General features: G+C 30.6%; 14 protein-coding genes and 2 tRNA genes. 2 read left to right on the forward strand and 14 right to left on the reverse strand.

The genetic code is table 11. The features are described from left to right. Positions 1–32: 32 nt before the first annotated feature. The 7 genes from ACR9ES_RS05855 to ACR9ES_RS05885 form a co-directional block, all read right to left on the reverse strand. Positions 33–2,150, reverse strand: coding sequence for a peptidylprolyl isomerase (locus ACR9ES_RS05855; RefSeq protein ID WP_435255450.1), 2,118 nt, complete (start codon positions 2,148–2,150; stop codon positions 33–35). A 107-nt stretch (positions 2,151–2,257) separates the two neighbouring features. Beyond that, positions 2,258–3,550, reverse strand: coding sequence for a hemolysin family protein (locus ACR9ES_RS05860; RefSeq protein ID WP_298998944.1), 1,293 nt, complete (start codon positions 3,548–3,550; stop codon positions 2,258–2,260). Further along, positions 3,550–3,747 carry a hypothetical protein gene (locus ACR9ES_RS05865; RefSeq protein WP_028890542.1) on the reverse strand — a complete coding sequence of 66 codons (198 nt, stop codon included), beginning with the start codon at positions 3,745–3,747 and terminating at the stop codon, positions 3,550–3,552. Before ACR9ES_RS05865 ends, ACR9ES_RS05860 begins: the two co-directional genes overlap by 1 nt. Beyond that, positions 3,747–4,319 (reverse strand): LPS export ABC transporter periplasmic protein LptC, encoded by a 573-nt coding sequence (gene lptC / locus ACR9ES_RS05870; protein WP_435255451.1) that lies wholly within the window; start codon positions 4,317–4,319, stop codon positions 3,747–3,749. The genes ACR9ES_RS05865 and lptC overlap by 1 nt, the downstream gene beginning before the upstream one ends. Before the next feature lie 9 nt (positions 4,320–4,328). Beyond that, on the reverse strand, positions 4,329–5,639 hold the full coding sequence (locus tag ACR9ES_RS05875; RefSeq protein WP_435255452.1) for a tetratricopeptide repeat protein: 1,311 nt from the start codon (positions 5,637–5,639) through the stop codon (positions 4,329–4,331). A gap of 15 nt (positions 5,640–5,654) precedes the next feature. Continuing rightward, complete coding sequence (locus tag ACR9ES_RS05880) at positions 5,655–6,914, reverse strand: hypothetical protein (protein ID WP_435255453.1); 1,260 nt, start codon at positions 6,912–6,914, stop codon at positions 5,655–5,657. Further along, positions 6,907–7,638, reverse strand: a complete 732-nt coding sequence (locus ACR9ES_RS05885) for a type III pantothenate kinase (RefSeq protein ID WP_435255454.1) — start codon at positions 7,636–7,638, stop codon at positions 6,907–6,909. Before ACR9ES_RS05885 ends, ACR9ES_RS05880 begins: the two co-directional genes overlap by 8 nt. Before the next feature lie 109 nt (positions 7,639–7,747). On the opposite strand from ACR9ES_RS05885, the gene ACR9ES_RS05890 reads away from it, so the two are divergent. Continuing rightward, positions 7,748–7,820 (forward strand) — tRNA-Phe (locus tag ACR9ES_RS05890). Positions 7,821–7,883: 63 nt separating this feature from the next. Continuing rightward, positions 7,884–7,959 (forward strand) — tRNA-Phe (locus tag ACR9ES_RS05895). Positions 7,960–8,081: 122 nt separating this feature from the next. Here ACR9ES_RS05895 and ACR9ES_RS05900 read toward each other — a convergent pair. The 7 genes from ACR9ES_RS05900 to ACR9ES_RS05930 all read right to left on the reverse strand — a co-directional run bounded on the left by ACR9ES_RS05900 (position 8,082) and on the right by ACR9ES_RS05930 (position 14,709). Next, a complete protein-coding gene (locus tag ACR9ES_RS05900) occupies positions 8,082–8,246 on the reverse strand; it encodes a helix-turn-helix domain-containing protein (RefSeq protein ID WP_435255628.1) in 165 nt (54 codons plus the stop codon). A gap of 172 nt (positions 8,247–8,418) precedes the next feature. Next, positions 8,419–9,012 (reverse strand): recombinase family protein, encoded by a 594-nt coding sequence (locus tag ACR9ES_RS05905; protein ID WP_435255455.1) that lies wholly within the window; start codon positions 9,010–9,012, stop codon positions 8,419–8,421. Between the two features lie 238 nt (positions 9,013–9,250). Continuing rightward, on the reverse strand, positions 9,251–9,925 hold the full coding sequence (locus tag ACR9ES_RS05910; protein ID WP_435255456.1) for a hypothetical protein: 675 nt from the start codon (positions 9,923–9,925) through the stop codon (positions 9,251–9,253). 388 nt (positions 9,926–10,313) lie between these two features. Further along, positions 10,314–11,357: an RES domain-containing protein gene (locus ACR9ES_RS05915; protein ID WP_435255457.1), complete on the reverse strand. Its 1,044-nt coding sequence runs from the start codon at positions 11,355–11,357 to the stop codon at positions 10,314–10,316. A gap of 7 nt (positions 11,358–11,364) precedes the next feature. Further along, positions 11,365–12,297: a sce7725 family protein gene (locus tag ACR9ES_RS05920; protein ID WP_435255458.1), complete on the reverse strand. Its 933-nt coding sequence runs from the start codon at positions 12,295–12,297 to the stop codon at positions 11,365–11,367. Between the two features lie 3 nt (positions 12,298–12,300). Further along, positions 12,301–13,173, reverse strand: a complete 873-nt coding sequence (locus ACR9ES_RS05925) for a sce7726 family protein (protein ID WP_435255459.1) — start codon at positions 13,171–13,173, stop codon at positions 12,301–12,303. 93 nt (positions 13,174–13,266) lie between these two features. Continuing rightward, positions 13,267–14,709, reverse strand: coding sequence for a hypothetical protein (locus ACR9ES_RS05930; RefSeq protein ID WP_435255460.1), 1,443 nt, complete (start codon positions 14,707–14,709; stop codon positions 13,267–13,269). Positions 14,710–14,918 lie beyond the last annotated feature (209 nt).

The following is a 14,918-nucleotide window of genomic DNA, read 5'->3' on the forward strand; positions in this document are numbered from 1 at the left end:
TCGGGATTTTTTTATTGTTATGACGTTATTTCTTATTGAATTCCGTAGAAAGAACTCATGTTATCTTCAATATCAGACGCTTTTTTAACCGCCTCATACATTTGGAATCCTTTGTTCTGTCTTTCAGCAGCGATACGCTTTCTAAAAGTATCGTAGTTAGGTAATGCAGTTGGCTCTTCTCTCTTTTCGACTACAAAAGCAAATACACCTTTATCTCCTGCTACGTTTTTAACCACTTCATTTTCTTTAGCGTTAATCATTGCTCCTACTACTTTAGGCTCAAATCCTACACCAGAAATAGTTGGTGATTGCAAGTTTACATCGGTAGCAACTCTTACTGATTGACTTGCAGATTTAGCGATTTCTTCTAAAGTAGATCCGCTCATCTTAGCTTCAATCATCTTAGCTTTTCTTTCGTTTGTTAAAATAGGACGAACAGTAGCAATTGCCTTATCAACTGGCATTAAACCTTTAGCTGTTTTAGCTGTTAATACCGCTACGATATATCCTCCTTCAACATCAAAGCGCTTGTAGCTTCCTTCTTCAGTTTCTGGTTCAAAAGCCCAAGTAATAATTTGTCTTTCATTACCTACACCTGGTACGTTTTCATCTAATGATTTTAATCCTACCGCTGGCAATGAAGTTAAATTTTTCTCTTTTACAGCTTCTTCAAAAGCTTTTCCGTTTGCTAATTCTAATGCGAATGTTTCAGCCGTTTGGAATACAGCATCTTCAGTTTCTTCTGAAGCTTCAATCTTACGTCCGTAAGTAGCTAATTTCACAACTGGTTGGAAGTTCTTTTGTCCATCAATTTTAATTACGTGGAATCCGAATTGAGACTTTACTACTCCCATATCTCCTGTTTTTCCTTCAAAAACGAAATCTCTGAAAGAAGGCACCATTCTGTTGTAAGCAAACCAATCGTAGAATCCACCTTTTTCAGCAGAACCTTTGTCAGATGACATTTCTTTAGCTAAATCAGCAAACTTAGATTTATTTGCTTTAACCACTGCTAATAAACTATCTGCTGTTTGCTTAGCTTCTTCTTCTGTTTGAACTACTGTTTCATCAGCAGCTGCAGCACCTATAAAAGGAATTAAAATATGACTTGCTTGAGCAGAATCTGGTAATTGTTTTACTTCAGTAATTTTAGATAACTTAAAGAATCCAGCATCTTTGTATGGTCCGAATACATCTCCTTCTTTTCCGTTAAAAATATCCTCTGCAATTACTTGAGGAACCTGAACTTTAAATTTGTAGTTTGTATCTAAACCTAAATCTGAATTATTTTCTTCTAAAAATTCGTGGTAATTAGTAGTGTTTTTTAACCCTTTTACTGGAGTATTATTTACTTCTGAATCTTCAATTAAATTTGCTACTTCTGTTTTGATAACTTCTTCATCTTCCGCCGTAGGCGCAATAGCAAACTTCACAAAGTTAATATCTCTTGAAGCTTCTACTTGAAAAGCATCTTGATGTTTGTTGATATAGTTTTGAACATCACTTTTCTTTAATGTGATTAAACTATCAGCTATTGTTGTGTATGGTACGTAAACATACTTTCCTGTAACCTTAGTATTTTCTATTAGGTATTGTGCTTCTCCTTCTTTTAAAGAAGCTCCTAAACCAGCAGCTACTAATTTATCGTACGTGTTTTTTTCTATGTTGCTTTTTAACGAAGCCATATAGCTTTGCCATGCAGCCCACTCTTGACCATTTTCTTCTTTAATAGTAGCTAAATGTTCTTTTAACTTGTTTTTATCGAAAATACCCGAAGTTGCAAATCTTGGATCACCTTGTACAACAGGAGTTTCGTATAAAGCATTCATAATATCAGCTTCACCTACTGTGATTCCTGCTTCTTCTAATTGCTTTTCGTAAATTTTTTGACGAATTAAGTTATTCCAAACCACTTTAGCCGCCTGCATTTCAGAAACGCTATTACCCGTTTGTGCTTTATAAGCATCTAAAGCTTCAGCAAACTCTTGACGAGAAATGGCTTCGCCATTAACTTCACCTATTTCGTTTACTTTACTTGCGCTAAAAAAGTCTGAGATTGTAGAAGGGTCTAATACAAAAGCAAAAAGTGCTAAACCAATTACAAGAATTAAGAACATTGAGCGTTCTCTAATTTTCGATAAAATTGCCATACGTCGTTTATTTTATTAACAGTTTGCGAAAATACAATTTCAAAGTATATAATGCAATGTTTTTTTATGCTGTTTTTGAGGGACTTCTCTAGAGAAACAAGGATTTGTTAATCTCTTTTATTGTTTACCTTAAAGTAAATGTCGTTAATTTTTGTAGCACTTACTTTTAAAATTTTAATTTCAAAGTTTTCGATATGTAAAACTTCATCTTGCTGCGGAATCGTTTCGGTATAATTTAAAATAAAACCTCCTAAAGTTTCATAGGCTTCTTCTTTAGGAATATTTAAACCGTACTCTTCGTTTAGATAATCTACTTCTAAACGTGCTGAAAAGTTGTATTCGTTTTCGCTAATTTTTTCTTCTAACAGTTGCTGGGTATCGTGCTCATCTTCTATTTCTCCAAACAGTTCTTCAACAATATCTTCAACCGTAATAATTCCTGAAGTTCCTCCATATTCATCAACAACTACTGCGATACTTTTTCGTTTTTTAATCAACCCGTTTAGTACATCATTTATAATCATAGATTCTGGCACGAACTCTACTGGCAACAAAATAGATTTGATAGAATTTGGCTTTTTAAACAATTCAAAAGCATTTACATAGCCTAAAATATCATCTAGTGAATTTTTATAGACAAGTATTTTTGACAAACCAGACTCAATAAACATTTTTTTAAGGTTACTTACAGATTCATGTAAATCTACAGCTACAATTTCTGTTCTTGGCACCATTATTTCGCGTGCTTTTACCTTATGAAATTCTAAGGCATTTTGAAAGATTTGTATTTCAGAATCTACTTCTTCTTCGTCGTTACCAGCATCTAATTGCTCAGAAATGTAATTTCCTAATTCCTCTTTACTAAATTCTGTTTGAATTTCGTCTTCTTTTGTTCGGAAGAAAACACGCAAGCAGAAATCTGAAATTTTAGTAATTACCCAAGTAACTCCGTAAAAAAACACGTAAAAAATATAGGCTGGTACCGCAAAGAATTTTAAAATTTCATTCGCATAAATTCTAAAAATAGCTTTAGGCAAAAACTCTGCTGTAACTAATATAATTATTGTTGAAATAAGGGTTTGAGTAAGTAAACTAACATCAGACAACACATAATTTACTATAGTATAATCAGATGGTAAAAAAGATTGAAACCATCCCATTAACAACTCTCCCATAAAGTAACTATACACTACTAAAGCTACATTATTCCCCACGAGCATAGTGGTGATAAATTTGGAAGATTTTTCGGTTAGTCTTGATAAAATTCGAGGCACAATCCCTTCTCTTTTCTTCTCTAACTCTATATGAAGTTTATTTGCAGATATAAAAGCTATTTCCATACCTGAAAAAAAGGCAGAAAACAGTATAGACACAAAAATAATGACGAGCTCGGGTTGCATTAACGTTGTTTATTTCTTTCTTGTACTTTTCTTCTAAAGTGTCGTTTAAAGAAGAAGATTAATATGATAAAGATAGCAAAACCAAACATAATAAATGCTTGCTCTTTATCTGAATTCCATTTTAAAATTCCTTCAACAAAAAAGATGATTCCTACAACAAGGTATCCGTATTGTAAATATTTCCAAAGTGTGTTCATTATATATCTTTTTGTGTTGTTTCTATATCTCCCGTAATATCCTTAGCCATCCATTTGGTTAAACTTTCGTTTGATTCAAATCCGTAGCCATTAATAACACTTTCTGGCGTGGTAAAACGAAAACCATCTTCAGTAAAGAAATAATGCTCTTCTTGATCCCAAAACAACTGATTGGTTTCTAGTTTTGTTTGTTTTGAATGATTGGTGATTACCACATTTCCTCTAATTTCAGACACCTTAGTTTTGTCGTACGTTAATGCGTAATTTCCTGAAATAGTAGTAGAATCGGTTCCTGTTTTGTCAATTGTAGTTATTTCTATTCCTTTAGGAAATTCTTTATACGGATGCTCTTTTCTATTTGAAAAATCATAAAAAACAGGAGCCTTTGTTTTAGAGGTTATTCTTCCTGAATCTTTATGCACATGATAAATATCTATTGCAGAACCTACTGGTAGATTTTTATCAGCTAAAAAATCTCGTACTTCCTTTTTAGAGTTGGTACAAGAAAAAAACATTGCCACCAAACAAATGGTAGCAATGCTATTATATATATGTTTTGCTTTTTTAAGCATTACAGTTTATTAAGGTACACGAACAGTTTCTCCAATCCAACATCCTACTCTATAGCTTGCTCCTGAAGCTAAACCTTTTTGGAAAACTAATTTTTTAGATGGTACATTCTTTTTATAACTTGAAATATATCTTCCTGCACCACATCCTGGATCTACTTGATTAGCTTTAACCGCTTTGTTTAAAGCAGCTACATATACCATTCTTTTTTCGAACTCATCACTACCACAAGAGTTTGCACTTCTTTGATATAAACTTGCAATGAATAAATATGCTTTACCCATGTTTGGATTGTACTTTAAAGCTTCGTAAGCTAAAGCTCTTGCTCTACTTCCGCTAGCACTTTGTGCTTCTCTTAACTTGTACTTAGCCTTTTTAAACGGATCTGTTTCTAAATCGAAAGCTTTCTTTCTCATTTCAGCAGCTCCACTATTATCTCCATGTTTAGCTAATACACCTGCTAAGAAGTTATAAGCATCAGCAGATTGCGTTACTTTAGCGTACTCGTTAGCTAATTTTTCAAATAACGGATCTGCAGTACACTCTTTGTTATACATTCTTGATACCGCTCTTTTTAACCAAACTCCATCAGTTTTTTTAGATTCAAAGTCTCTTGTATAGATTGGAATTAATCTTTCACAAGTAGCTATTTTAGAAATTTTAGCATCTAAACCACCTTCTACTTGACCTAAAGAAGATGAGTTAATTGTATAAGCTCTTAAGTTTTTCTTTTCTCTAGAAGTAATAGTTCCTAAAGAATCTTTCTCTTGTAACTTTGCTATCTTCTTACTGTAATCTTCTAATTTTTCACCTACAGACTCCATTACGTCATCATACGTGTCAAATACTTTTTGAGGCTCAGTATCTTGATACTTCTCTGCTATAGCTTCAAAATATCTGAAGATATTTTTAACACCCATATCTTTAGGAGAAATGTCATACGCTTTTTTCAAGATTTCAAAAACCTCTTCGTCTGATGCTAATTTGTTATCTATTAAGAACTCAGCATAGTCACTATGTGCTTTAGCAGGATCTGCATCTGGAAAGTTTGCTAATCTTGTTTCATATACTTTTTTAGCTAATACAGGATCTTTTAAATTCTCTGCTACTTTAACTCCGTACTTATATATGTTAATAGATAAACCGGCACAGTTATCTAACAAATACTCTAAATTAGGTTTTGATTGTTCATATTTTTTTGTTGTTACATCTCCTTTAAAAAGGTTGTATTTAATATGACACTCTTGACTTGCTTGTGCTTTTGCTCCATTTACGGCTACAAACAAAAATAATCCTGTTAGTAAATACGTAATTTTTTTCATCATTATCGGTTTTTGTTAATCTATTCGTGTTTTGTGGAACCATTTAATACTGTTCAAAGATAAACTTAATCTTACGTTAAAGTAGTTCTCTTTTATTAAGTTATTGTTAGTTGTTCCTCTTTGCCCATACTCAAATCCTACGTTTAAGTTTGATAATTGTCTTGGCAATGGCAATCCTAATCCAACATTTATGCCAAAGTCTTTTACTGGCTCAAAATTATCTGTTGTTTTCACTAACAATCCTGTATCTTCAAAACGTAAACCTGCCCTATAAGTTACTCTATCCCAATAACTAGTAATCGAATTTACTTTTGGAATAAAATATCCTCCTATAGCAAATTTACTTGAGTCGTCGTATTTGTGAGATTGACCATCAGTAATAAATATACTATTACTTCCTAGAGCACTTTGGTATTGTTGATTTACTTCTACATACCATTTATTCTCTTTTCCTATACCAAAACCATACACGCTTTTCAATGGTACATTAATATTTCCATTTAAAGGTCTATCAAATAATACATCTTTAATTTCCCCATCATCTTCTGAAATAGAATACATTCTTTCGTTTCCTTTTACTGATAAATCAGAAGATAAGGTAAACGATGCTCCGGTAGATAACTGTAACTTATTTTTTAGTTCGGTTTTATATTGAGCTCCTAATTTAAACTGTCCTCCTCTTACATTAAAAGATTCTTCGTGCGAGGTAGCTAACACTACATCTGCTCTTTTATTAAAAACATTATTCTCTATATTTCCGAAAACAAAACCTGCTTCAACACCTAACGACAAACCTTTGTATGCGTAAATACCATAGCTCGCATAGATTTTATTAGCTCCTCCTTCACCAGAAAACACAGTAACATCTTCTGTATTTTCTTTATCTATCAGTGAATATCCTACTGAAGAAAAAGGTTGTAAACCAACCGAAAAACCTGCTTTTTTTCCAACAGGAAAACCAAGAGAAATATATCTCAAATTCGTAGAATTTCCTGTTTGAGATTCGTTTCCTTCTTTTACGGTTAAAAATGTTAAGCTACCACCAATTGCATAAGTTGCTGCTCTTAAATCGGCATTTGCTGCTGGGTTTATAAAATTTAAGTGATGATTATTTTTCGTTGCAACACCAATTCCTCCCATAGAAGCTTGCTCTACTGTTACTGCTTCAAAATTTTCTCCTATACCAAAGTAAGAGTATGGTGAAGCGCTGTTTCTTTGCGCTAATATTGCTGATGTAGTAAATACAAAAACTCCTAATATAAATCTCTTAATCATTCGCTAAGTTGTGTATCAAAATAGTATGTAATCCTTCCAAAACAAAATTTGGATGGGCAAATATGACACTTTTTAATTGTTTTGACAAAAAATATGTATCCCCTCCTGTTAAAACTACTGTTAATTCTTGATACTTTTTTTGATATTGTTTAATTATTCCGTCTATTTCATTAGAAACTCCATTAATAACGCCCGAATGTATTGAAGTATTGGTATCAACTCCAATAAAATTTTGAAGTTCATTAGGTTCCAACAATGGTAATTTAGCGGTAAATTCATGTAACGCTTTGTACCTCATTTGAATACCCGGAGAGATTGCCCCTCCTAAATACTCACCTTTTTTCGTAATAAAATCATAAGTAATACAAGTTCCTGCATCAATCACCAATACGTTTTTGTTAGGATACTTGTTAACCGCTGCAGAAGCTAATGCAATTCTATCTACTCCTAATGTTTTAGGAGTTTTATAATTGTTTTTAAACGGAACGTTTGTAGTAGAATCTAAAAAAATCGGATTTAAAAGCTCTGCTATTTCTTGCCTTTCTTCTTCTGTAAAATGGGCTACGGATGATACAATACTACTAGTAATTGAAAAAATTGAAATTATTTTTTTTACTTCTGAAAGTATTTCTGCTTTATCAAAAACAAAAATTTCTTTAACAGTATCTAATTCAAAAACAGCTACTTTAACTCTTGTATTGCCTACATCAATAATTAGGTTCATATTTCATTTCTTAGAGCTTGTAAATTTACGGTACATTTTTTTAAAGTTTTTACTTTGTATAATTAAAAAACGATTGTATATTTGCATCCGCTTAACGAAAGTAGCAACTGGTGCCTTAGCTCAGTTGGTAGAGCAAAGGACTGAAAATCCTTGTGTCCCTGGTTCGATTCCTGGAGGCACCACAATAAAACTCGTAGCGCAAGTTGCGAGTTTTATTTTAAAGATGTTACTTTTAAAAGCAGACTGGTGCCTTAGCTCAGTTGGTAGAGCAAAGGACTGAAAATCCTTGTGTCCCTGGTTCGATTCCTGGAGGCACCACCATTAAAAACACAAACTCTTAATAGTCAGATGATTATTAAGAGTTTTTTATTTTACAGCGTCATTTACAGCGTTAAAACTATTTATAAAAAAAGGAAACAAATATGCTTCCTTTTGTATTTAATTTAATTACCTAGAAATCGTTCTATATCTTTTTTTGAATACCTCTTTCTATTTCCCAACCTCCTTGTAACCTTAATTACACCTTCTTTTTCGTACTTAATTAATGTTGTGGGACTTTTTATATTTAGTAATTGCATCACCTGTTTACTATTCAATAGCGGATTCATGCTTCTAAAAATATTATTTTGCAACTTTTTATTTTCGGTGTATCGCCACTTTGGCTTAAAATTATCGCATCACCGCATACTAAATTGATTATTCGTTTGTTTTTTAGTTACCATCACAACAAATCCCTAATCAACTTACTCAAAGTTCACATTTTATTTTTAAAAGTGCAACCTATTTATTCAAAATCTTTCTTACTTTTTGAACTGTACCATGTGAAACATCTTCCAACTTAGCTGTTTTACGTATTGAATAACCTTCTTTTAGCAACTTAACAACACCTTTATATTTCAACAAGACATCTTCATCTGACTCAACAGAACCACGCTCACGTCCTTTATAAACACCTTTAGCTTTAGCTATTGCAATACCCTCACGCTGCCTCTCTAATATATTATCACGCTCCATTTCTGCAACATTTCCTAATACTGATATAATTAACTTAAAAACTTGGTTTATCTTTCCATCCACCATAGATTCTATTCCTAAATTATCAACTTTTATCGTAACACCGTTTTTATTGCATAATTCTAACGTTTCTAAAATATCCATTAAGTTACGACCTAATCTATCTATTGAACTAACAGATACATAATTTACTTTTTTAGCTAGTATATCATTAAGTAATTCTTTTCCTTTTAAACGCTCGTTAAATGCAACCGAACCAGATACAATATCATTATAAAGAACCTCATCTGGATTTTGTTTTGCTAGCTGTCTTTCCAAACTTTGATTTGCTGTACTTACTCTATTATATCTTGCTTTCATACTAATAAATTATCTACATCAAAGATAGAAAATAAAAACAACTGTACCAAATATAGGGTAGACATATTTAGTACAGTTGTTTTTCAACGAAACCATTATTTAAAATAATTTTAGTGTTACACAATATAACTATAATCTAAATTTAGCACACTATGATTTTAACATCTTTTTTAAAGTATCTACACTCATTCTAATTTTACTTGAATTTTCTTTTAAAACATCAATTTGCTTTAACATTTTATATTGCTGTATCGTTACCTTTAATCTCATTGCTTAAATTTTCATTTTTTAAATTATTTCCTAAAATATCCCAATCTTCATTAACCAAACCTTCTTTTGCTAGATAGAACATTCCCGCCTTGAATTTATCGTAAACGCTAAAATCTAACCTATCAAAACTAAAAAATTGTTTTATTTCTTCAATTACTTGCTCTCGTAATTTTACATTTTCAACATACAACACAAAATGATTATGATACCCCTCTCGATTTGCAAACGGTTCTGTAGTAAAAAACAATCGAACTGAAGTATCATCACCATATTTTTCAATTAATAAATCATAAACAGCATGCATCATTTTAAAACATGATTTTTGATTACGTTCCGCTTTATATGCCACCGTAGCGAAAAATGACCAATCCATCATCCATAACCTACGTTGTAAACTATCTTTATCTACTAAACAATTAATTAAGTTCTTCATGCAACCATTTTGCTGAACTAGTAATTTATTTTCATCATGCAATATTTCACTATCAAAATACTTTGCATGCTCAACAGGAATTAATCTTTTATTTCTTTTCTTTTTAGTTTCTAAGAACAAATCTTCATTTTTTCTATAAAAACGATATAATGTACTTTTTCCTTTTTTTATCTTTTTTAAAAAATCATTTACTTTATCAAATTCTTTCATTTTATTTAATAACGAGATGCAACTACTCCATACAAGACAGATTATAATTACATCTACAATTATAAATACGTAAGAATCTCCCGAAGTAAACTATTTTAGCACACTTTTTTTAAAATATTTTGTTTTTACCAAAAAGCACTACTGTTTCAAAATGACACTACAATATTTAGTTTTTAAAAATTTCCAGCCACAATTTGATTAAAACATTGTGTTTTACCTATTAATTAGATATACACGTATTACTAAGAGCGCATGCAAAAACTAGCTAAAACTCATAAAAAAAGCCCAAATAGAGCGGTAGGACTTAATTTACCAATCTATTTGAGCCATTTATGGTTTATTAGCTTTTAGGTGCTAATTAAATTAATTTTAGAACAAAAAGGAATTATTAAAATTTTGGTAAAGCTTCATTTTCCACAACTCCTTCTATATTAATTGAATTAATATGATACTTCTTTACTCCAACACATTCAAATTTTTCTTTTGAAAATATCACATAATTAACCCCTCCTTCATGTAATGAGCTATCAAACACAATACCATCTGCACCAGTTACATACCTAATAAACTCACATATAAATTGAGTAGGCAAATACTCTAATTGAGAATCATACCTCCTAATAGGTTTTGACAAATCAAAGCTAATTTTTCTTTGCAACAATCTTGATTTAGCATTATTAACCATATCCCCCATACTTAGAAAAGGACTACTATAATCAGTAAAATCAACCAAAAACACACTTTCCTCCTTTTTTAACATAAAACTACCAACACTTAACTCATCTAAATAAGTCACCCTAGTTTCGTAAAATGTTGTTTGAATATCTTCACTAAGATACAAATAAGGAATACCTTCTGGATTTGCCCTCCCATTTGTCGAATTCTCTTTAGGAGGACTTCCCATTTTCTCAAGAGGATAAGTAGTGTTATTTTCAACGCTATGAATTCTTGCTCTAAATAAAATTTTATCTTTTTGTAATCCTGTTTCTATACTAAAAAAAGTATCCCAACCTAAATCAATTATCTCATCAACATCAGTTAAAAATCTTCTTTCCCACTTTAGATTATCTTTTAAAACATCCCAATAATTTACACTTTCTTGAATCTCTTCTATATAAACAACTGAAACATTAGAAGATTTAATTCCTAAAAAAGAAATTTTTTCTAAAATATCATCTAAAAGTCTTTTGGAATCTGTTTTTCCCGAAAACAACATCCAATCTTCATGAATTAAATCCAAAACAGGCAATCCAAATTCTTCATCGAGAGTAAAAACCTCTAAAAACTCAGAAAAAAAATCTAAAAGCTCATCTAAATTTACAACTAGAGAATTTGTTTCCCCACAGTAACTACAATCATCAATGTTTTTTGAGTTAGACTCAATAAATTTTTTAACTTCTAAATCATCAAAACAATTACTACAAATTATCATAACTAACTTATAGCCTTATATTTTTATTAATAACTTCTAAATGATGTTTTATAGTTATCTTTTTTGACATTCCTAAACCTGGATATTTGGCTTCGGAATAATACGCTCTCAATTCGTCTGAAGCATGAGTATGAATACCTTTTTCATTTAAAAAGTCAACAGCTTTTTTTGCTGCTTCTGCAAACTTACCTTGAATATTTGCCCTACCTGTATTACTGAATGAAGTAAAATGTCTTATCCATATTTCTTGCTCTGCTTTTGCATACGTAATATGTATTGCTACAGCATATGGAGCACTACCTCCTACGACAAAACTACTAACTAAAGGAGTGTAATCAGAAAAACCATCGTAATTATCGTCTAAATAATAATAATGTTCTTCAGTAAACTTTTCCTCCTTCATATCGAGATAATCACTATTCCTTACCGTTCCTTTAAACTTATCGTCAAGCCTAATGATTTTCTTACCAAGCGACCTAACAAAAGTTTTTAGTGTTCTGTTATCTTCTGACACAACATAAACAACATTACTCAAAGATATTAAAGCTTTAAAATCAGTATTATTTGTATCTGTTGTTTCAGAACAAAATATCATTACATTTTCAAAACCACTTTTTTCAATATAACCCTTAAGAAAAACATAATCATTCTCAACTATAAATGTTGGAATCCACTTTGAAAAATCAGACAACATTTCTTGTAGTTCTTCCCCATATACTTCATTAATAGTCCCCTCTAAATCTCCAACTTTAGGATTCAAAACCAGAGCAAAATTTACATTGTTTTTTAAAAGCTTAGGTAAAGCTAATTTTAAACTATTAAATGTTTTTTTAACTGGTTCAATAATTGGAGTTATATTATTATTTTCTCCTTTACATTCTGCATACTCTCTCAATGCAATCAGCTCAAACTGCCGACCTCTAAGATACGGATAATACATTAATTACAATTTTATTGGTTCATTTAATACTTCTAGTAATTTTGAATATTTAACATCGTTTAAATTCATAGCTAAGCCCAATTGCTTTAATTCTTTTTGATATATTTTTATTCTACTTGTATTAGTTTTTCTTTTCTTTAATTCACTTATAAAAAGCTTATCCAAATCCTTTTGAGGAATTCTTTCAATCATCTCTTCACATATAGAAAACATATTGAAACTATTCATTTCTGGAAGCACGCCAAAATACTCTTTTACTATATTTTTGTACTCATTTGTCCTAACAACTTGCATTACTGTATTAGGACATATTTTATTATTGATTTTAGCCTTCCTAATCTCAATCATTTTTAGTGCCCTTTGCGTTTGTCTTAACACTATAACACCTACACTATCATCTTCTTTTAAATACTTTTCTGCTAGATTTTCATGTGTAATAATGTATGATTCTTTAAAAATTTTTCTGTAATCTGAAAGTTGACCTCTTAGTCTTTTATTAGAATCCAACTCTGTTTTTATCTCAAAAGCTTTACTCGTCCCGTTAAACATCACTATGTCAGCAACAGAATTCCCTACCCTAAACTCATTAATTACATTAGTATCAGACAAACCATATTTATTAAGCACTAACTCATTTATAAAAGTATTTTTATACACATACTCATTCCTATAGTTTTTTCTTAGTTCTCCGTAAACAAAACGAATATAATCATTGTAAGTATTTATTCTTTTCCCTACAACATTTTTGTCGTAGTGCACTATCTTATCATTAATGAATGAATAATCATTATTTTTAAGTAATCTTTTGAAGTAAGTACTTGAAAATATTGATGAATAACTTCTCATTCTATTTAACTCATCATTGTTCTTACCCATTTTAAGAAAATTATCATTATAGTTCCTTCTGCAAATTTATTGAATCAACCTCTGTAAATATAACAAAACATTTATTTTAATCAGGACACAATCCTAAAACTGATAAATTGATGAGCTTATTTTATTTATCTCCGTAACAAACATTATAGCTTTGTCTAACATATTTGCTCTATTATAAACTTTTGCCATCGCATTTTTTTGTACGCGGTCTGGATGCGTTATATTATCTATAATTGACCTCCTAACCTTATGTTTATACAAATTGGAATAGAATGTATGCTTAAAGTCATGCGCACTTATCACCGCATATTTTGGAACTTTACGAACTACAGTACCTTCACTATATGTCACTTTAGTTATTGTTACTATTTCATCTATTTCTAAATATTTAAACAAATCTTTTAAATCTTCATTAATAGTTTGATTTATTGGAAATTTAGGAAACTTACCATCGTGTTTTTCTAAAATATCTTGTATTGGTTTCAGTAACGGAATATAAACTTCTGTTTTCGTTTTATTCTGTTTGCTATGTATATACTGGAAATCAAACCCATCTTCTTTATAAACTTCAATTGTTTCGTTTACTCCATCAAACATACTTTCAAAACGCATACCTGTTAAACCTGCTATAATTGAATACTCCTTTGCTCTTTGCATTTTAACATCATGCGAAACATCAGTATTAATAATCTTTTGCAATTCTGATTCTGAAACATAAAAATCTTTCATGCTTTCAGAGTTTTTTAATATTAAACTTTCATCTTCCAAATCTAAAATTAGCTTATGTTCCTTTTTGGCTAATCTTAAGACACGTAATAAGTTTTTCTGGTGTTTTTGAAGTGAATTAGCAGAATACCCATTAACATTTGTTCTTTGCTTTATCGGTTGATTTGGATTTTTAACAGATATTTTACCTTTAAAAATATCATTAAGGACATTCCAAAAAACCCAATATTTTATCTCATCAAAAGTTGAAAACTTCAAAATATCATCTGTAGCAATTTGGTAATTCTCTAAATGATGACTTAATGTTCTATAACTTTTAATAGTACCCTCTGAAATACCTTTTTTCTGCTCTATTTTTAAATTTCTCTCATCTTCTTTTATTTTATTATAAACAAAATTCAAAATAGTTTGTTCTACAATTCCTTCTTCTTGTTTACCATAGAGTTTTATTTTTAATGCTTCTTTAAACTCTAGTGGTTTTGGCATAATCCTGTTAACAACATAATGATTTTCTAACTCATGTATAGCATTTTCTAAGAAACCCATTTTTACTTTTATTGTATTATTTTTTCTTGAATACTTCTTAAAAACAACCTCATCATATATAAAGTTATTTTCTTTTCTTCCAAAATCTTTAGGTAAAATCATTGCTTTTAAAGCTACCCTAAAAGGCTTAGTTCTTCCTTCCCCATTAACTCCAGATACTCTATAACCATAATTCACCTCGACCATTATAGCTTCCTCAACGACTCTTTTCTCTACATCTTTATTTTTACTTTCTAAGTAATATCTTATGTGTGGTGTCTTCATTACAGCGTTATTTACAGCGTTAAAAATTGCAATATAATACTATTACATGAAATAAAATGAAATGTACATTCCCTTGAAGGTGTTAAATTAACTAGATAAAATGCAACACATTAACATGAAATAAAACAAAATGAAATAAAAAGTATTTAGTTCTGGAGGCACCACCACAAAAACCCGAACAAATTTGTTCGGGTTTTTTAGTTAACTTC

The organism is Tenacibaculum sp. A30 (assembly GCF_051200845.1).
Lineage (GTDB): Bacteria > Bacteroidota > Bacteroidia > Flavobacteriales > Flavobacteriaceae > Polaribacter.